General features: G+C 65.8%; 20 protein-coding genes. 10 read left to right on the top strand and 10 right to left on the bottom strand.

Annotated elements, in window-relative coordinates; translation table 11 throughout:
* Nucleotides 1–9: 9 nt before the first annotated feature.
* From WFK36_RS03590 to WFK36_RS03575, 4 genes are all read right to left on the bottom strand, one after another.
* Entirely contained in the window at nucleotides 10–219 is a 210-nt protein-coding gene (locus WFK36_RS03590; protein ID WP_336789744.1) for a hypothetical protein, read from the bottom strand.
* Complete coding sequence (locus WFK36_RS03585; RefSeq protein ID WP_336789742.1) at nucleotides 216–1,028, bottom strand: Rossmann-fold NAD(P)-binding domain-containing protein; 813 nt, start codon at nucleotides 1,026–1,028, stop codon at nucleotides 216–218. Before WFK36_RS03585 ends, WFK36_RS03590 begins: the two co-directional genes overlap by 4 nt.
* A 133-nt stretch (nucleotides 1,029–1,161) precedes the next feature.
* Nucleotides 1,162–2,241, bottom strand: coding sequence for a redox-regulated ATPase YchF (gene ychF / locus WFK36_RS03580; RefSeq protein ID WP_336789740.1), 1,080 nt, complete (start codon nucleotides 2,239–2,241; stop codon nucleotides 1,162–1,164).
* A gap of 6 nt (nucleotides 2,242–2,247) precedes the next feature.
* The gene (locus WFK36_RS03575; protein WP_336789738.1) at nucleotides 2,248–3,495 is read right to left on the bottom strand and encodes an AI-2E family transporter; all 1,248 of its coding nucleotides are present in this window, start codon (nucleotides 3,493–3,495) and stop codon (nucleotides 2,248–2,250) included.
* 49 nt (nucleotides 3,496–3,544) lie between these two features.
* Between WFK36_RS03575 and WFK36_RS03570 the strand changes: the two genes are divergently transcribed.
* From WFK36_RS03570 to WFK36_RS03555, 4 genes are all read left to right on the top strand, one after another.
* Nucleotides 3,545–5,035 carry an AlkA N-terminal domain-containing protein gene (locus WFK36_RS03570; protein ID WP_336789736.1) on the top strand — a complete coding sequence of 497 codons (1,491 nt, stop codon included), beginning with the start codon at nucleotides 3,545–3,547 and terminating at the stop codon, nucleotides 5,033–5,035.
* Entirely contained in the window at nucleotides 5,032–5,553 is a 522-nt protein-coding gene (locus WFK36_RS03565; protein WP_336789734.1) for a methylated-DNA--[protein]-cysteine S-methyltransferase, read from the top strand. Before WFK36_RS03570 ends, WFK36_RS03565 begins: the two co-directional genes overlap by 4 nt.
* A 47-nt stretch (nucleotides 5,554–5,600) precedes the next feature.
* Nucleotides 5,601–6,656: a DNA recombination protein RmuC gene (locus WFK36_RS03560; RefSeq protein ID WP_336789732.1), complete on the top strand. Its 1,056-nt coding sequence runs from the start codon at nucleotides 5,601–5,603 to the stop codon at nucleotides 6,654–6,656.
* A gap of 63 nt (nucleotides 6,657–6,719) precedes the next feature.
* Nucleotides 6,720–7,523 carry a DUF6542 domain-containing protein gene (locus WFK36_RS03555; RefSeq protein WP_336789730.1) on the top strand — a complete coding sequence of 268 codons (804 nt, stop codon included), beginning with the start codon at nucleotides 6,720–6,722 and terminating at the stop codon, nucleotides 7,521–7,523.
* A 10-nt stretch (nucleotides 7,524–7,533) separates the two neighbouring features.
* On the opposite strand, the gene WFK36_RS03550 is transcribed toward WFK36_RS03555, so the two are convergent.
* The 3 genes from WFK36_RS03550 to WFK36_RS03540 are packed head-to-tail and all read right to left on the bottom strand — an operon-like array spanning nucleotide 7,534 to nucleotide 10,114.
* The gene (locus WFK36_RS03550; RefSeq protein WP_336789728.1) at nucleotides 7,534–8,070 is read right to left on the bottom strand and encodes a nucleosidase; all 537 of its coding nucleotides are present in this window, start codon (nucleotides 8,068–8,070) and stop codon (nucleotides 7,534–7,536) included.
* A 1-nt stretch (nucleotide 8,071) separates the two neighbouring features.
* Nucleotides 8,072–8,995, bottom strand: coding sequence for an SDR family oxidoreductase (locus WFK36_RS03545; RefSeq protein WP_336789726.1), 924 nt, complete (start codon nucleotides 8,993–8,995; stop codon nucleotides 8,072–8,074).
* Between the two features lie 30 nt (nucleotides 8,996–9,025).
* Nucleotides 9,026–10,114: an N-acetylmuramoyl-L-alanine amidase gene (locus WFK36_RS03540; protein WP_336789724.1), complete on the bottom strand. Its 1,089-nt coding sequence runs from the start codon at nucleotides 10,112–10,114 to the stop codon at nucleotides 9,026–9,028.
* A 123-nt stretch (nucleotides 10,115–10,237) separates the two neighbouring features.
* Here WFK36_RS03540 and WFK36_RS03535 point away from each other — a divergent pair, with 123 nt between their 5' ends.
* Nucleotides 10,238–10,678, top strand: coding sequence for a TIGR02611 family protein (locus WFK36_RS03535; RefSeq protein WP_336789722.1), 441 nt, complete (start codon nucleotides 10,238–10,240; stop codon nucleotides 10,676–10,678).
* 8 nt (nucleotides 10,679–10,686) lie between these two features.
* Here the strand turns inward: WFK36_RS03535 and WFK36_RS03530 are convergent, their stop codons facing one another.
* Together WFK36_RS03530 and trhO are read right to left on the bottom strand one after the other, a co-directional pair.
* Nucleotides 10,687–11,715 carry a CobW family GTP-binding protein gene (locus WFK36_RS03530; RefSeq protein WP_336789720.1) on the bottom strand — a complete coding sequence of 343 codons (1,029 nt, stop codon included), beginning with the start codon at nucleotides 11,713–11,715 and terminating at the stop codon, nucleotides 10,687–10,689.
* Entirely contained in the window at nucleotides 11,712–12,554 is an 843-nt protein-coding gene (gene trhO / locus WFK36_RS03525) for an oxygen-dependent tRNA uridine(34) hydroxylase TrhO (RefSeq protein WP_336789718.1), read from the bottom strand. Before trhO ends, WFK36_RS03530 begins: the two co-directional genes overlap by 4 nt.
* A 1-nt stretch (nucleotide 12,555) precedes the next feature.
* On the opposite strand from trhO, the gene WFK36_RS03520 reads away from it, so the two are divergent.
* Nucleotides 12,556–13,317, top strand: a complete 762-nt coding sequence (locus WFK36_RS03520) for a hypothetical protein (protein WP_336789716.1) — start codon at nucleotides 12,556–12,558, stop codon at nucleotides 13,315–13,317.
* 55 nt (nucleotides 13,318–13,372) lie between these two features.
* Complete coding sequence (locus WFK36_RS03515) at nucleotides 13,373–13,708, top strand: histone-like nucleoid-structuring protein Lsr2 (RefSeq protein ID WP_008375698.1); 336 nt, start codon at nucleotides 13,373–13,375, stop codon at nucleotides 13,706–13,708.
* 72 nt (nucleotides 13,709–13,780) lie between these two features.
* Here WFK36_RS03515 and WFK36_RS03510 read toward each other — a convergent pair whose 3' ends face one another.
* Nucleotides 13,781–14,473 carry a TetR/AcrR family transcriptional regulator gene (locus WFK36_RS03510; protein ID WP_336789714.1) on the bottom strand — a complete coding sequence of 231 codons (693 nt, stop codon included), beginning with the start codon at nucleotides 14,471–14,473 and terminating at the stop codon, nucleotides 13,781–13,783.
* Nucleotides 14,474–14,536: 63 nt separating this feature from the next.
* Here WFK36_RS03510 and WFK36_RS03505 point away from each other — a divergent pair, with 63 nt between their 5' ends.
* The 3 genes from WFK36_RS03505 (at nucleotide 14,537) to WFK36_RS03495 (ending at nucleotide 17,498) form a co-directional block, all read left to right on the top strand.
* Nucleotides 14,537–15,292: an SDR family oxidoreductase gene (locus WFK36_RS03505; RefSeq protein WP_336789712.1), complete on the top strand. Its 756-nt coding sequence runs from the start codon at nucleotides 14,537–14,539 to the stop codon at nucleotides 15,290–15,292.
* 24 nt (nucleotides 15,293–15,316) lie between these two features.
* Nucleotides 15,317–15,643 carry a nuclear transport factor 2 family protein gene (locus WFK36_RS03500; RefSeq protein WP_336789709.1) on the top strand — a complete coding sequence of 109 codons (327 nt, stop codon included), beginning with the start codon at nucleotides 15,317–15,319 and terminating at the stop codon, nucleotides 15,641–15,643.
* A 76-nt stretch (nucleotides 15,644–15,719) separates the two neighbouring features.
* The gene (locus WFK36_RS03495) at nucleotides 15,720–17,498 is read left to right on the top strand and encodes an ABC transporter substrate-binding protein/permease (RefSeq protein WP_336789707.1); all 1,779 of its coding nucleotides are present in this window, start codon (nucleotides 15,720–15,722) and stop codon (nucleotides 17,496–17,498) included.
* Nucleotides 17,499–17,500: the final 2 nt, after the last annotated feature.

Genomic DNA, 17,500 nt, shown 5'->3' with positions numbered 1-17,500 from the left:
CTGAACGGCTCAGCCGAGCATGCTCGCGAACGACATGCCACCCTGGACCTTTCGACGCATCGGCTGCAGACGCTGTGCCTCGTAGCGACGAAGGGCGACATGCACCGCGTCACGATCGTTGCCGGCCAGCGCTGCGGCGGGCTCCCCGAGGGGACCGCCGATCGCGTCACCGATCGCCGCCGCGTCGGCGACGTACTCGGTGATGGGTGTGGCGATCACATCGTGGTCGCCGAACGCCTTGGTGAGGCCGCTTCGCCACGGCTCCGACCCTTGCGGGCGCGACGTTGCATCGTCTCGTACACCTCGTCGGGAATGGCCGTGGTGCGTGGCGTGTGCAGGACCTCGTCGCCGTCGATCGCGCCGATCTCACGGAGCAGGTCGTTGTGGCTGGTGTCGAACCACGCCCATCCGTACCGCGGGATGGTTCCGTCCCCCTGCACCATCGGGTACAGCGCGAGCAGTTCGGGTCCGCCGGATTCGAAGTCGACACGGTAATCCTTGCCGTTCACCTCGGGCGGGAAGTCTGACTGGCCGAGCCACACGATGTAGCCTGCGTAGTTCGCGTATGGATGATGAGCGGCGACGTGCCGTCGGACTACGCTGCGGTAGCCGTCGGCGCCGATCAGGACTCGCGCGGCGAACCGCCGTCCGTCATCTGTGATCGCCCACGCCGACTCGTTGTCCTCACCGACCTCGATCACGTGAGCACCGTCTATGAGGGTGATGTCGGGGAGTTCTTCGGCGGTAGCGCGAAGCGCGGTATAGACGTTCCACCACGGGTGCGGGTACGGGCCCTGCCGCAGCGAGTCTTCACCCAGATGCTCGATGACCCGCGTCGACAGCTCAGTCCCCACCGCGGCGTCGAGGTCGGTGCGACCCAAGCCGATCGCCACCCCGCGCTGGGTGCGTCCCCGAGTCCGTTCGAGGACCGTCACCGGCCGCTCACGCGCTGCGAGGGCGATCGCGGTGGTCAGTCCGGCGAGAGAACCGCCGACGATGATGGTCTCGACCAAGTCTGGCTCGGACACGAAGTCTCCTTGACGTAGAGCGCGGACGGCGCTCTCGCCGTCGACATCCACCATGCCGAGGATCCGTCGGCGTATACAGGTTCGCCCTCTACCCCCTACAGGCGACCTCTCGAAGCCGACGGTACGAGGACGCCTACACGTTGAACCGGAACTCGACCACGTCGCCGTCGGCCATGACGTAGTCCTTGCCTTCCATTCGGACCTTGCCCGCGGCCTTGGCGTCGTTCATCGAACCGTAGGTGTCGAGGTCGTCGAAGGAGACGATCTCCGCCTTGATGAAGCCCTTCTCGAAGTCGGTGTGGATCACGCCTGCCGCCTTGGGAGCAGTGTCGCCCTGGCGGATCGTCCACGCGCGAGCTTCCTTGGGGCCTGCCGTCAGGTAGGTCTGCAGGCCGAGGGTGTGGAAGCCTGCGCGCGCGAGCTGGTGCAGGCCTGCCTCGTCCTGACCGATCGACTCCAGAAGTTCCTTGGCGTCGTCCTCGTCCAGTTCGAGGAGCTCACTCTCGACCTTCGCGTCGAGGAAGACGGCGTCGGCGGGAGCGACGGCCGCACGGAGCTCGCCCTTTCGCGCGTCGTCGGTCAGCACACCCTCGTCGGCGTTGAAGACGTACAGGAACGGCTTCGCGGTCAGCAGGTGCAGCTCACGGACCGACGACAGGTCGAACTCGCCCTTCACCGAGAACAGCGTCTTGCCGTCGTTCAGGTAGCCTTCGGCCTTCTTCGCGGCATCGAGCAGGACGGCGAGATCCTTGTTCTTGCGTGCATCCTTCTCCAGACGCGGCAGCGCCTTCTCGAGTGTCTGCATGTCGGCGAGGATCAGCTCGGTCTCGATCACCTCGATGTCGGCGAACGGATCGACGCGGCCGTCGACGTGCACGACGTCGTCGTCGGAGAACACGCGGACCACCTGGCAGATCGCGTCCGCCTCGCGGATGTTGGCGAGGAACTGATTGCCCATGCCCTCACCGACCGAGGCGCCCTTCACGATGCCCGCGATGTCGACGAACGACACCGTCGCAGGAAGGATTCGCTCGCTGCCGAAGATCTCCGACAGCCGCGTCAAGCGGGCGTCGGGCAGTTCGACCACGCCGACGTTGGGTTCGATGGTCGCGAACGGGTAGTTCGCGGCCAGCACGTCATTACGCGTCAACGCGTTGAAGAGGGTCGACTTTCCGACGTTGGGCAGGCCGACGATTCCGAGGGTAAGACTCACGGGAGGTCAGTCTATCTGGCGCTCGGCGGCCTTCGCCGCCGCCTCGGCGTCTTCCTCGGCTATCTGTTCACCCGCGGCCTTCCCCACCTGCTCCAAGATGTACCGCAACGCGACTGCGAGGCACGACGCAGCGGGCACCGCGAGGAAGGCTCCGGTGATGCCGTACAGCGATCCACCGAGCGTCACCGCGAGCAGCACGATCACCGCGTGGAGGTCCATCGACTTCGCCTGCAGCCACGGCTGGAGGACGTTGCCCTCCAGCTGCTGCACCACGAGGATGATCGCGAGCACGATCAACGCCTTCGTCAAACCGACCGAGACGAGCGCGATGAGCACGGCGAGGGCGCCCGCAACGAACGCACCGACGATCGGGATGAAACCGCCGATGAACGTGATGACGATCAACACGCCGGCCAGGGGGACGTTCAGCACGAGAAGACCGATGCCGATCAACGCGGCATCGACGAAGCTCACGATCGCCTGCGTGCGAATGAAGCCGCCGAGGGTGTTCCACATGCGCATCAGCACCTCGCCGATGTGCGAGGCGCCGTGCTTGACGCCCATGGTCCGATTGAGCCACGGGATGAAGCGTGGCCCGTCCTTGAGGAAGAAGAACACGAGCACGGCCGTCGTGAACAGCGTGACAAGGGCAGAGGTCGCGACGCCGACACCGTTGAAGACACCCGACGCGATCGTCGACGCACTCTTCTGCAGCTTGTCGGTGATCTCGTCGACCATCGACGAGATCTGCTCGTCGCCGACGTTCAGCGGCGGGCCCTGCGCCCAGTCCTGAACCTTCTTCACGCCGTCGACGGCGGAGTTCGCGAGCTCCGGGGCCTGATCGACGATCGACGGGACGATGAGTCCGATAACGCCCGCGACCACACCCAGCCCGAGCAGGACCACAAGAACCGTCGCCGCTGCCGCCGGCACGCCTTTGCCGCGCAACCAGCGAACGGGAGGCCACAGCACTGTCGACACGACGATCGCGAGAATCACCGGCAGCAGGACCACCCAGAACTTCGCGAGCAGCACCATCAACGCGTAGAGGAACGCGAGGACGAGGAGCATCTGCAGGCAGACCGTCGCCGTCGACCTCAGCCCGGCCAGGAACACCCGACCGCGTGTCGGGTGCCGACCCTCTCTCAGATCGTCGGCCGCAGGGGTTCCGGCCTGGTCAGCTGGCTCGTTCTGCTCGGTCACGCCCACATCGTCACACAGACCCCCGACAAAAGCCGGGCGGCGCACCGTCATGTCTGTTTTCCGCTAGACACGGTCCTCGTCGCACCGGCATCGTGGAGTGGTGATCAGCACAACACCCCGACCGCCGCGGCTCGACTTCGACAGGTGTTACCGCGCGCTCGCCGCCCGGGACACCCGGTTCGACGGTCAATTCGTGACCGTGGTGCACACCACCGGCATCTACTGCCGGCCGTCGTGCCCGGCGCGGACCCCCAAGCCCGAGAACGTCGACTTCGTCCTGACGGCGGCGGCCGCGGCCGTGCGGGGGTTTCGCGCATGCCGGCGTTGCCTGCCGGACGCGACTCCCGGCTCACCGCTGTGGAACACCGACGCAGACCTCGCAGCCCGGGCGATGCGGCTGATCGCAGACGGTGTGGTCGACCGCGCCGGAGTCGGTGGGCTAGCCACTGCTCTCGGCTACACCGAACGCCACCTCAGTCGGGTCTTGACCGCCGAACTCGGCGCGGGCACGGTGGCGCTGGCGCGCACACACCGAGCGACGTCGGCGCGCATCCTCCTGACCGGTACCGACATGTCGATCACCGACGTCGCCTTCGCTGCGGGATTCTCAAGTGTTCGACAATTCAACGACACGATTCGTGAGATGTACGCAGCCACACCGACAGCCCTTCGTGCCTCCGTCAAGAACGGATCGCCACGGAGGTCGACGGCAGGCGACGGGATCTCCCTCAAACTCCCGTTCCGCAAGCCGTACGACGCCGCCTGGACTCAGTACGGGCTCGCATCGCACGCAGTGCCGGGCCTGGAGCATTGGGACGGAACCACGTACCGCCGCAGCCTGTCACTTCCGCACGGTCCGGCAGCGGTGCGGCTCACGTTTCACGACGACCACATCGCGGTCCGCTTCGATCATCTCGACATGCGCGATCTCGGAGCCGCGGTCAACCGCATCCGCAGGCTCTGCGATCTCGACGCCGACCCGGTCGCCGTCGACCGCATGCTCGGCGCCGACCCGATGCTCGGTCCGCTCATCGCCGCGAATCCCGGCATCCGAATTCCCGGAAGCGTCGACGGCCCGGAGACGCTGATACGTGTGATGATGGGCCAGCAGGTGAGCGTCAAAGCCGCACGCACTCGGATCGGAGCCCTGGTGGCGGCACTCGGCGAACCGCTCCCGTGGGACGACGAACATCTGACCCACCTCTTCCCCGCCGCCGAAGCGATCGCCGCCGACGGCCCGCGGGTCCTGACCGGACCCGCCCGCTCGATCGCGGCTATCACCGCGGCCGCGCACGCCTGTGGACAACACATGGAACTTCATGCGGGGGCCGATGCGTCCAACTTACGAGCGGACCTGCTGCGCCTGAGCGGCGTCGGCGACTGGACCGCCGACCAGGTGATCATGCGAGTGACGGGCGATCCGGACGTCCTCACCCGATCCGACCTGGTGATCGATCGGGCTCTCGCCGAACTCGGTGCGGCCCCGGAGATCACCGGAGCATGGCGCCCCTGGCGGTCGTACGCGTCGATGCACCTGTGGCGCAGACAGCTCGCTCACTTGATCGACGAACCACAAGGAGAACTCCCATGACGACCACCTCTCGGACGCTCGGCTGGGCCGGCGTAGACACCCCGGACGGACGTTTCACTGCGATCTTCGACGAGGACGGCGTGGTGTACGCATCCGGATGGACCGACGACCCCGCATACCTGCACAACCTCGTCGCGCCGTCGTTGCGCGGCGACGCATTGGAGGACCGCGACGGGCGCGAGGTGATCGCAGCCGTCGAGGCGTACTACGCGGGAGACCTCGACGCCCCGTCGCGCATCCGGGTCCGCCAGATGTCGGGCCCATTCCTCACCGCGGCGTGGGCCGCCCTCCGCCAGGTGCCCGCGGGTCCTCCGGTCACCTACACCGAACTCGCCGAGCTCGCAGGCAACCCGGCGGCGATCCGCGGCGCGGCATCGTGCTGTGCTCGAAACGCCGCAGCACTGTTCGTGCCGTGCCACCGGGTGGTCCGAATCGGCGGAGCACTCGGCGGCTTCCGCTACGGGCTGGACGTGAAGCAGTCCCTGATCGACCGCGAGGTCGCCGCCGCAGCAGCCTGACCTGCAAAGGCGACGAAATTGTCAGAGGCGGGGTCCATGATGGCCGCATGACTACGACAGCAGCCGTCATCGGGCCCGTCTGCCTCGTCATCGGCGCACTTCTCGGGTGGTGGGCACGCGGTGCGGCGGGTCATCGAGACGTCGGTGCACCATCGGCCGACATGGTCGCGCCTCTGCGCGACACGCTCGGACAGTTGTCCGACGAACTGCGTCGATCCGAACACAACCGGGTCCACGCGTTCGCCGGCCTGAGCGAACAGGTTCGTGGGATGCAACTGACGTCGCACCGCTTGCACGAGCAGACGGCGCGCCTCGCGGGTGCTCTCCAGGCCCCGCAGATCCGCGGCAGGTGGGGCGAGATCCAGCTCGAACGGGTCGTCGAACTCTCCGGGATGTCGCGGCACTGCGATTTCTCGACGCAGGTCCACGGGCAGACTGCCGACCGGGTGGTCCGCCCGGACATGGTCGTCCACCTCGCGGGCGGACGAACCATCGTCGTCGACGCCAAGGTGCCGCTGCAGGCGTTCCTCGATTCGACATCGGCCGGCATCACCCCCGAAGCTGCTCGCGACAAGGCGGTGCGCCACGCCCAAGCAGTCCGCGCTCACATCAACTCGTTGTCGGCGAAGGCCTACTGGTCCGCGCAGACCAGTTCCCCCGAGTTCGTCGTACTGTTCCTTCCCGGCGACGGCGTGCTCGACGCCGCGATGCAGCACGATCCCGAGTTGCTCGACTACGCCTTCGCCCGTGACATCGTTCTCGCGACACCGGGCACCCTCATCGCATTGCTGCGGACCGTCGCCCTCGGCTGGCGTCAGCACGCGATGGCCGAGGACGCCGAGCAGATCCAGACGCTCGGTCGGGAACTGTACCGGCGAATCGACCAGGTCCTCGGCCATCTCGACAAGGTCGGGTCGGCTCTCCGACGATCCGTCGAGAGCTACAACTCGGCGATCGGCGCGGTGGACACCCGGCTGGGCGTCACCGCTCGAAAGTTGTCGGAATTGGAGGCACTCGCCGTGTCCACCGGACAGACGACGTCTGACCGGACCCGACTGAAACCAGTGGACTCCACGGTGAGATCCGTGTCACCGCGCACATAGTTTTCAGGAAACTCACGGGCTCGGATGAGGTGGGTGAGCACGCACAACCGGTAACGTCTAGGTGTGTTTCCCCGATCGCTCGCAGGCTCGGCCCTGCCCGCAGACCAGCAGTCCGTCATCCCGTCGGTCCGCGGTCTGCCCTGGTGGGGTGCCGTCCTCCTCGCAACGGGCTTCACTGTGGTCGGAGCCGTCATCAGCGCGGACTCGACCCCTCCGCTGGGCCGAGTCTTCAAGGTCTTCCTGGTCGTCGGCGTTGTGCTCGCTGCGCTCGCCGTCCGGCGGCGGGCATTGTTCACCGCCGCGGTCCAGCCTCCGCTGATCGCTTTCATCGTCGGCATCGTGGCCCTGTTCAGCCAGCATGAGGGCGGCACCGACAAGAAGACGATCATTCTCAAGGTGGTCCTCCCGATCGCGACCGCGTTCCCGTGGATGGTCATCGCGTTCGTCGCGGCTCTGCTCGTCGTGCTTGTGCGACTGTTCTTCACAGGCCCCGAGAGCAAGCGGCCGTTCGGCGGTGTGGAGGGTCTCAAGAAGCGACTCGCAGGCGGAAAGGCAGCCAAGCCCGCCCCCGCCAAGCGGAAGCCGACCACCGACCGCACCAGCACCACCAAGGCCAGGGCGGACTCCCGACCTCAGAAGCCCGGCCGCGCACCCCGCTCGGCAGCGCCCTCCGAGAGAGTCCCGGCCAAGGCCGCCGCTAAACCGGCACCGCAGCCGCAACGCCGCCGCCCGGCACCCGAACCCTCACCTGCCGAACGCACTCGGGCCACGCCCCAGAAGATCCCTGCGTCGCAGCGTCGGACGGCCGGTCAGCAGCTGCGTGAGCGCGGCCAGATCGAAGACCTCGCGGCCGGGCTCGACGACTGAACAGGACAGTTCAGACGTTCGAACACAGCCACCGCGCGAGATCGCGAGCAGCCGCTTCGACGGCCTTCGGCCAGTCCATCGCCGTGTCGTCCGCCTGGTCGCTGACAACTTTCACCAGGGTCAGCGGAATGTTGTAAGCGTCGCAGACGTGAGCGAGAGCCGCGCCTTCCATGTCGACCAGATCAGCTCGCGCCGCCAACACCGACCGGTGAGCCGCATCGGTGACAAACGTGTCACCGGTCGCGAGAACAGTCCCATCCCCGCCAGTGATCTCCCACCGGTCCGTCATCGGGTAGCCGATGGCGGTGAGCTCGGCGGAGCTGATGTCGTGCTCGACGACAGCCGATGGCAGGTACAGGCCTGCGTGGTGATCGTGCAGAGCACCCGCCGTCCCGATGTTGACGACCGACGTGTGGCTTCCGCGTTCGAAGGCTCGCGTCAACGCGATCGTGGCACGTACCTTGCCGATGCCGGTGATCAGGACATCCATGCCCGCCGGAACATGCGCGGCCTCGGCCTTCGTCGCAGCGACGACGAGCAGCGACACGTCAGTCGACCTGCCCGACACCCGACAGGCGCGAGAGATGATCGAAGCGATTGTTCGCGATCCGCATCGCAACCTCGTACGGCAGCGCGAACTTGCGTGCCCACCAGTATCCGAACCGGACGTCGAAGGACGTGTACACCATGTACGTGTTCTTGGTGACCCCGCGGATGATCGCCGCAGCGGCCTTTTCCGGAGTCACCGCGATCTTGTGGAATCCGTCGACCTGCTTGGCGACTCGCGGGTCGCTGCGATCGAGGCCGACGATCTCCACCGTGCCGACGAGCGGTGTGGCGACGCCGCCCGGGCAGACCAACGAGACACCGATTCCGTGCCTGCGCAGGTCGTATCGCAGTACTTCGGAGACTCCGCGGATACCGAATTTGCTCGCGCTGTAGGCGCTGTGCCACGGCAGAGCGAGCAGACCTGCCGCTGACGAGACGTTGACGAGCTGGCCGCCGCTCCCCCGCCGGACCATCTGGGGCACGAAGCACTCGATCACGTGGATCGGGCCCATCAGGTTGACGTCGACGATCTTGCGCCAGTGGCGATGCTGCAGGTTCTCGACGGTCCCCCACGCCGAGATGCCCGCGACGTTCATGACGACATCCATCACCCCGACTTCGGCGTCGACGGCGCGCGCGAACGACGCGACCCATTCGTAGTCGGAGACGTCGCCCGCCGAGTGGTACGCGACCACACCGCCATGCCCGGCGACCTCGGCGACGACCTCGTCGAGTGCGTCGACCTGGAGGTCGGTGAGCACGAGTCGGGCGCCCTCACGGGCGGCGGCGACCGCCGTCGCCCGTCCGATGCCGCTCGCTGCACCGGTGATGAGGACCGTCCGTCCGCGTAGCGACGGAACGGGTGTGCGGACCCAGAACAGTTCGCGGACAGCGGTCAGGCGTCGACCCAGGTTGAGACCCATGCCACTGAGCCTACTCACGGCCTGCGGCGATCAGATCGGGAGCTTGCCGCCGAACACCGCGTAGACGACGGAGAGGATCGCTTTGAGGACGTCGGCGGTCACGTCCTGGCCCTGCGTCATCAGGATGCGCTGTGCCTCCTGGGGACTCTTGGCCTTGGTGATCTGGTCGATCAGCGGGCCGATGGCGGCGAGGCCCGCGAGGTCGACGCCGGATGCGGAGTCGTCGGCCGGAGCCTTCTGATCGGAGGGCGTCACTCCGGTGTTCGAGTTGTCGGTCCCCGGCGCTGGAACCGGCGCGGTCGGGTTGGCCGAGGCGCCCTTGCCTCCGACGTACGAGGTGATGCCGTTGGTGATGGCCACGGCGTAGCGCGCCGCGCCTTGCGGCGACGCCAGAGCTGCGGCCTCCACCGGGTCGGACAGGTTGCCCATCTCGACGAACACCGCGGGCACACGAGTGAGGTTGACCGCGGCGATGTCCGAGCGGGTCTGAATGCCGTCGACTGCGCCGGCGTAGTTCGCCGGACTGAATCCGGCGCTCTTGAAGGCGTCACGCATGGTGTTCGACGCCTTGCGTCCCTCACCCGACTGAACCGAGTCGACGGCCTTGTCGAGGATCGGCAGCGTCGGCACGATCATGTGGAAGCCGGCCTTGCCCGCATCTGCTCCAGTGCTGGTCGAGTCGGCGTGCAGGCTGACCGCGACGTCGGCGCCTGACCGACTGGCGGCCTCGGCGCGTTCGTCCACGCAGCCGCCCCAACCGGTGTCGTCGTTGCGGCTGAGGACGACGCGGGCGCCCTTGCTCTCCAGCGCCGCCTTCACCAGCTGGGCGACGTCCCAGTTGATGGTGTGCTCGGCCTTACCCGTGACCGACGTGGCACCGGTCGTCTGGCACTCCTTCGTGCCGCCGCGACCGTCGGGAACCTGCTTGCCGAGGTCGTGGCCCGCCGCCGAGCCCTGATGTCCGGGATCGAGGAAGATCGTCTTGCCGGTAAGCGCCTTGGCGGTCGGAGTCTTCGGCGCGGCATCGGAGTTCGGTGCGACAACACCGAGCACGAGGGTCGTCGAGGCGACGAGCGAGGCTGCCGCGATTGCTCCGCGGCGAACACGTACAGCGTTCATCGGCGCTGGTTCCTTCCATACGACACATCAGTGGTCACACTGATCACTTGCGTAACAGTGAACCAGTAGTCGAGGGTCGCTGTCGAACGGGAACTCTTCGCGATCGGAAATCGTTAACGTGCCGTGACCAGACCACTCGATTCATCCGAGAAGCGTGAGAAGCCCGGCATGTTCTCGCGTCTCGGCACCAGGTACCAGCACCTTCGGCACAATCATCGGTATGGATTCGTCCTTCGATATGTGACGATCACCGTGGGAATCCTCGTCACCGCGGCAGGCGTGGTGGCCATCCCGTATCCCGGCCCCGGTTGGGCGATCGTGTTCCTCGGCCTGCTGATCCTGTCGCAGGAGTTCGAATGGGCCGCCCGTCTCCGCCACTGGATCATGTCCAGGCTGACCGAGTTCTATCGCCGTTTCATCGACGGCAACCGTCTCGCGCAAGTGGCCCTCGGCATCGCGACCTGTGCCATCGTCCTCGCCACGCTCTGGGTGACCAATGCACTCGACCTCGCAGCGGGCTGGGTCGGCGTGGAGGCCGCCTGGCTGGACTCGCCGATCTTCTGACAGCGGAGTCAGGCGAGGTGTCGCGTGAGATGCAGAATGCCGTGCTCGTCGTCGGCGTCACGACCGAGCACTCCGGCGAGGGCCGCCTCCGCCGATGCGACGTCGAGCCCTGAGCCGATCACCACGAGAGACGTCGCGGGTCCAAGGTCGCCCCACGGTTGCCGCGAGACCCGGACGACGCCCCCGACTGCTTGGATCACGTAGGCCTGGTCGGCGTGACCGGGAAGGTCGACCAGAACGGTGCCCTTGATCCGGTACGCCCCGGCCGGCGGACGTTCGAGGAATCGTGCAAGGCGGCGCGGGTCGACGGGACCGACTCGGTCGAGCGACACCGACTCGAACTCGGCGTGCAAATGCGAGTGGTCGTGGTGGTCGTCGTGCAGCAGTTCGTCGAGTGAGAGCTGCCGCGGGCCGTCGTCCATCGGGCGGTCCGGAGCATCGTCGAAGAGCAGGCCCGGATCGATCAACGCATCGCTGACGCTGATCAGCGACGCCGTCGAGTTGACTTCGCGGACCACGTCGCGGACGCGTGCCATCTCGTCGCCGTCGACCAGGTCGGCCTTGTTCAGAACCACCAGGTCCGCGACGGCGACATGCCCGCCCACCATCGGATGTCCGGCAATCGTCGAGAGGAACTGCGCGGAGTCGATCACATAGACGAGTCCGCCGTACGACGCCGTGGCCGACCGGGCTGCCAGCACCAGTCTGATGAGTGCAGGCGGCTCGGCGATTCCGCTGGCCTCGATGAGTATCGCGTCGAGGCCGACCTCGGCGGCCGAAAGAGCTGCGATCGCGTCCCCGAGGTCCTCGGCGTCGGTCGTGCAGCACATGCATCCCCCCGGGAGGCTGACAGTTCCACCCGACGCACCCGACACGAGCAGAGAATCGATGTCGACCGAGCCGAAATCGTTGACGAGCACGCCTATTCGTCGACCACCCGCATTCCGCAGAACATGATTGAGCAGTGTCGTCTTACCCGCGCCGAGGAATCCTGCGAGGACGACTACCGGGATGTGACGCTCGTTGCGACCAGTCACGTGGCGCAGCTGACACACAGAACCGCCAGGTCCCGGCCGTCGCGATCGGGGTGATTCACCACATTCGACGTCGGTTCGCCGCATTCGACACACTTGCCGATCACAGCGGGCGAACCGAAATCGACAGTCATTCTCTTGTCGAAGACATAGAGCGACCCTTCCCATAGCCCGGAGTCTGCGAACCGCTCGCCGTATCGGACTATTCCACCGTCGAGTTGGTACACCTGAGAGAATCCCCTGTTCACCATCAGGGCGCTGAGGACCTCACAACGGACACCGCCGGTGCAGTACGTGACCACCGGCTTGTTCTTCAGGTGATCCAGTGCGCCGCTCTCGAGGAGCGGAATGAAGTCCCGAGTGGTGTCGATGTCGGGAACGATCGCGTCCCGGAATCGACCGATCTGAGCTTCGATGGTGTTTCGACCGTCGAGAAATGTCACCTCGTCGCCACGCTCGGCGACGAGTTGGTGGAGTTCGTCCGGCGACAGATGCGTGCCTCCTCCGATCACCCCGTCGGAATCCACCCGGATCTCGTCCGGGGCGCCGAACGTGACGATCTCTGGTCGCGTCTTGACCGAGAGTCGAGGGAAGTCGTCCCCCACTCCGTCTGACCATTTGATGTCTGCGTTCTTGAACGCGGGGTACCCGCGGGTCGCTTTCACGTAGCGTTTGACGTCGCGGATGTCGCCACCCACTGTTGCGTTGATGCCGTGGGATGACACGATGATTCTGCCGCGCAGGCCGAGCGAGGAGCACACGGAGTGCTGCCACAGGCTGATGGCCTCCGGGTCGGGCAGCGGCGCGAACACATAGAACAACACGATTTTGGGAGTCGCCACAGTGCAAGGGTACGGATCCCGCGGCGCGATCGTCAGCGTCGCCCTCTTCGGAGCGCTCAGCGTCACACTCTCCGGCTGCAGCCTGCTCAGCGAGAACGCCGGACCGAACCGGATCGTCATCCCGAGCACCGACGAGCTGTCGACGGAGACCAAACCCGCGTCGATCTCGGCGACGGCGGCGTCCCGATCGAACGACAACACGGTGCCGTCCGAGTGGAGTTACGAGCGGGTCATCAAAGGCGCTCCGCGAGTGAGCAATTCAGACTTCCACGAGGGCGCGACCACTGAGGACGGCGAACGTCAAGACGTGTCGGGTTATCACTTCTCCTCATCGGATCGCAGCATCAGGTGTTCTACCGGGAACAATGGGGCCGATGCGCTCGTCTGTTTCTCCGACGATGTCGAAGGCCCCCTCCAGGCGCCTGCAGGTGAAGACGCGGCGTGCAAATGGGACCGAAACCTGGTTGTCCTCTCCGGCGAAGGCGTAAGCGAGGGAGGATGTTCGAATCGCTATCCGGTGCTCTACCGCACCCCGACGATCGCTCCGGGATCTGCCATCACCATCGATCGCTTTGCGTGCCTGTCCGATGCCGAAGGTCTCTATTGTGTCGAATCCGGTTCCGGTTCCGGATTCTCGGTGACGTCGGACGGATTCACCTCGATTCGCGCCGCGGATAGAGCGCCGGAATCACTCACCGGGGTAACCGACCAATCATCCGAATCACCGTCTGCCTCCTCTTCGACGGTCGTCCCGACCCGCTGAAAGTGTGTAGAGTAGGCGCTGAATAGCAGCCTGAATTCGCGGTGAGAGGAAACCAATGGCAAAGAAGACCGTCATCAAGATCGTCGACGACATCGACGGCGCAGAACTGGACGATAACGAGTACGAGACCGTCCGCTGGAGCATCGACGGCAAGAACTACGAATTCGACACCTCCCCTGCCCACGCCGAAGAATTCCGCGATCACGTCGCAACCTACGTTGCGGCATCGCGCGCGGTGAGCCGTGGACCCCAGCGCCGCACCGCCGCTGCAGCACGACCGGCCGCGAACACCCGAGTGATCCGAGAATGGGCGAATGCGAACGGCTTCACCGTGAGCGATCGCGGCCGAATCCCCGCCGATGTCCTCGCCGCCTACGAAGCCGCCAACTGACACTGCGCTGTAACGAACGAACGCCTCGAACCAGTCCTGGTTCGAGGCGTTCTTCTGTTCACCCACTCACGGTCAAGCCTGCGCGGCGATGAGCCGATGCAGCCATTCCACAAGGAGCGAGGTCTCAGGTCTTCCGAGAATCGACGGATCCGTTGACGCGAGGCGCGCGACTCGGAGCACCGCGTCCCGGTCGTCGGTCGACGCGGTCCCGGCCCCGGTGATGCCCGCGAGTACCGCATCCCGAACCGCCGCAGACAACTCCGAATCGGGTCGGCCCTGAATGATCTGCCGCAACGTGACGCCGATATTGGTGGCCAGCACATGCGCCGCGGCCTGCTCAGCAGAGACCACGAGCAACCCCTGCGCCGCTGCCCGCTCAGTGATCCCGCGCAGGAGTTCGGTCGGCCTCGCCTGAGCCGCGGGCGCGTATCCGGGCCGCACCTTTCCGTACATCAACGTGTAGAAGCCGGGGTTGGCCAAACCGAACCTCACGTGTGCATCCCAACCGTCACGCAGGTCGAGGATCGGGTCCCCACTCGGCTCGGCGGCCCCTTTCTCCGCCAGATACAGGTCGAATCCCCGCTCCACCACGGCGTCCACGAGGCCCTGTTTGTTGCCGAAGAAGTGATAGAGGGTCGGCATCCTCACCCTCACCCGATCGCACACCTCGCGCAGCGAGAAGTCCTCACCGGGTGACGACGCGATGAGGTCGGCTGCCGCGTCCAGCAGCCGTTCCCGTGTATCGCCTCGCGAATTCTCTGTCATGCCGCTACAGTAGTCCTGTATCGACGATATGTTGATACATACCAACGCTATAGGGAGGCTGCCATGCAGAAGCGAACACTCGAGGGACAGGCCGTACTCGTATCCGGTGGAGGAAAGAACCTCGGAGGTCTGATCAGTCGGCAGGCCGCCGCGGCCGGAGCCGACGTGGCGATCCACTACAACAGCGAGTCGTCGCGGGCCGAGGCCGAAGCGACGCTGGCCGCCATCGAAGCGTCCGGACGCACCGGCGTGCTGCTGACCGGCGATCTCACCGATCCGAGTGCGGTGACCCGACTGTTCGACGACGCCAAAGCGGCCCTCGGTCGGATCGACGTCGCCGTGAACACCGTGGGCAAGGTCCTCCGCAAGCCGATCGCCGATACGTCCGAGTCCGAGTACGACGAGATGTTCGACGTGAACTCGAAGGCCGCCTACTTCTTCATCAAGGAGGCCGGCCGCACTCTGAACGACGGCGGAAAGATCATCACCATCGTCACGTCGCTGCTCGCCGCCTTCACCGACGGATATTCGACATACGCGGGCGGAAAGAGTCCGGTGGAACACTTCACGCGTGCCGCCGCGAAGGAGTTCGGCGGTCGCGGGATCTCGGTCACTGCGGTCGGTCCCGGCCCGATGGACACTCCGTTCTTCTACGGTCAGGAGACACCCGAACGTGTCGCCTTCCACAAGTCCCAGGCGATGAACGGGGAGTTGACGAGAATCGAGGACATCGCTCCGATCGTGGAGTTCCTCGCGACCGACGGCTGGTGGATCACCGGCCAGACGATCTTCGCCAACGGCGGCTACACGACCCGCTGACACCCACAGATGAAGGGAGACACCATGACGAGCGAGATTCCTGCCACCGTCACCGAGTTCGTCGACGCGGTGAACAGACACGATGAGACGGCCGTGCTCGACGCCTTCACCGACGACGGCTTCGTCGACGACTGGGGGCGGATCTTCCCCGACCGCGCGTCGATCAAGGCGTGGAGCGACGTCGAGTTCATCGGCGCGAACGGCACCATGACCGTCACCAGCACCGCCGTCGATAAGAACACGGTGACGGTCATCGCCGATTGGCGCAGTTCTCACGCCAACGGCCTGTCGTCGTTCGTGTTCGATGTCGCAGGCGACAAGATCGCGTCCATGACAATCCGCGAGGGGTGATCTGAAACTCGGGGTTTCGCCTCACTCTGACTTTAAGTCGTCGGGTCGGACGACAGGACAGCTATTCTGACGAACCATGACTGTCCTCTCCTCGGCCCGACGACGCCTGTCGTCGTCGCCGTCTCGACGCCTGTGGTTGCCACTGCTGATCGTGGTGCTCCTGATCGGCGCTCTGACCGCCTGCGGTTCCTCGTCCGATTCAAGCGACGGTGACGACGCCGGCCTGTGTGCGCCTCCCGGTGTGAACAGTGCGTCCGCGGCACCGACGAACCTCGCCAAGAGCGCTCAGGCACCCGACAAGTTCACAACGGCGAACGTCACCCCGCTCGACCAGATCAACACGTCGGACCTCGGGCTGATCAACAACGGGAAGATCATCGTCGGCACTCTCGGTGACGCACCGCCGAGCATCTGCGTCAACAACGACAAGCAGTACACGGGCATGGACAACGAGATGCTCCGTGCGATGGCCGACAAGCTCGGCCTGCAGGTCGAGTTCGTCGGCACCGAGTTCTCCGGCCTCCTCGCCCAGGTCGCGGGAGGACGGTTCGATGTCGGCTCGTCGTCGATCACCACGACCGACGAGCGTCGGAACACGGTGGCCTTCACCAACGGCTACGACTTCGGGTACTTCTCGCTCGCAGCCAAGGTCGGGGGCCCGATCAAGGGTTTCGGCGACCTCAGCGCGTCGACCCGCATCGGCGTGGTGCAGGGCACCGTCCAGGACGACTACGTCGTCAACACGCTGAATTTGAACCCGGTGAAGTTCCCCGACTACGCGACCGCGTACGCGAACTTGAAGTCGGGCCAGATCGACGCGTGGGTCGCGCCGAGCCAGCAGGCCGAGGGCACTGTTCAGCCGTCCGACGGCATCGGCATCCTCGAGAACACCTTCAGCATCAACAACTTCACCGCCTGGGCCGTCAACAAGGGCAACCCGAAGCTGGTGGAGGCGCTGAACAGCGCCCTCGACGCGATCATCGCCGACGGCACGTGGGCCAAGCTCTACCAGGACTGGGCGCCGCGGACTCTTCCCGCCGGCTGGAAGCCCGGGTCGAAGGCCGCGCCCGCGCCGAAGCTGCCTGATTTCGAAGCCATCGCGAAGGCGAACGAAGGCAACAAGGAACAGGCTCAGGAAGTCGCCCCGAAGGGCACGCTCGCGCAGTTGGGCGAGACGTTCTTCAACGGAGAGGCGTTCCGCAAGGCGATTCCCGACCTGTTCACGACCGGCCTCCCGAACACCCTGAAGATCGCGTTGACATCCGGCATCATCGGCACCGTGCTCGGCATGCTGCTCGCCGTCGCGGGCATCTCCCGGACTCGCTGGCTGCGCTGGCCGGCCCGGGTCTACACGGACATCTTCCGCGGTCTGCCCGCCGTCGTCGTCATTCTCATGGTGGGTCTGGGATTCGGTCCGGTCGTCCAGAACCTCACCGGCGGCAATCCGTTCTGGCTCGGCTCGATCGCGCTCGGCCTGCTCGCCGCCGCCTACATCGGTGAGATCTTCCGGTCCGGCATTCAGAGTGTCGAGGCCGGGCAGATGGAGGCGGCACGCGCGCTCGGCTTCTCCTACAGCTCGTCGATGAACCTCGTGGTCATTCCCCAGGGCGTCCGGCGGGTGCTTCCGGCCCTGATGAACCAGTTCATCGTGCTGATCAAGGACTCGTCGCTGATCTACTTCCTCGGACTCACGGTGATGCAGCGCGACTTGTTCGCGGTCGGCAAGGACTTCAACGCGGGAAGCGGCAACCTGACACCTCTGCTCGCCGCGGGCCTGCTGTACCTGATCCTGACAGTCCCGTTGACGCACCTGGTCAACTACATCGACAAGCGCCTGCGCGTCGGAAAGGCCTGATT

The sequence above is a fragment of the Gordonia malaquae genome (assembly GCF_037148075.1).
In the GTDB taxonomy this organism is placed as follows: Bacteria; Actinomycetota; Actinomycetes; order Mycobacteriales; family Mycobacteriaceae; genus Gordonia; species Gordonia malaquae.
Note: the sequence above shows the minus strand (reverse complement) of the source record. Positions and strands in the feature narration are given on the sequence as shown.

Excerpts from the sequence above, each read along its gene's own strand:
- WFK36_RS03575 (WP_336789738.1), bottom strand. The coding sequence starts at position 3,495 with ATGACGGTGCGCCGCCCGGCTTTTGTCGGGGGTCTGTGTGACGATGTG.
- WFK36_RS03565 (WP_336789734.1), top strand. The coding sequence starts at position 5,032 with ATGACGACCACCTCTCGGACGCTCGGCTGGGCCGGCGTAGACACCCCG.
- WFK36_RS03560 (WP_336789732.1), top strand. The coding sequence starts at position 5,601 with ATGACTACGACAGCAGCCGTCATCGGGCCCGTCTGCCTCGTCATCGGC.
- WFK36_RS03545 (WP_336789726.1), bottom strand. The coding sequence starts at position 8,995 with ATGGGTCTCAACCTGGGTCGACGCCTGACCGCTGTCCGCGAACTGTTC.
- WFK36_RS03540 (WP_336789724.1), bottom strand. The coding sequence starts at position 10,114 with ATGAACGCTGTACGTGTTCGCCGCGGAGCAATCGCGGCAGCCTCGCTC.
- WFK36_RS03515 (WP_008375698.1), top strand. The coding sequence starts at position 13,373 with ATGGCAAAGAAGACCGTCATCAAGATCGTCGACGACATCGACGGCGCA.
- WFK36_RS03510 (WP_336789714.1), bottom strand. The coding sequence starts at position 14,473 with ATGACAGAGAATTCGCGAGGCGATACACGGGAACGGCTGCTGGACGCG.
- WFK36_RS03505 (WP_336789712.1), top strand. The coding sequence starts at position 14,537 with ATGCAGAAGCGAACACTCGAGGGACAGGCCGTACTCGTATCCGGTGGA.
- WFK36_RS03500 (WP_336789709.1), top strand. The coding sequence starts at position 15,317 with ATGACGAGCGAGATTCCTGCCACCGTCACCGAGTTCGTCGACGCGGTG.
- WFK36_RS03495 (WP_336789707.1), top strand. The coding sequence starts at position 15,720 with ATGACTGTCCTCTCCTCGGCCCGACGACGCCTGTCGTCGTCGCCGTCT.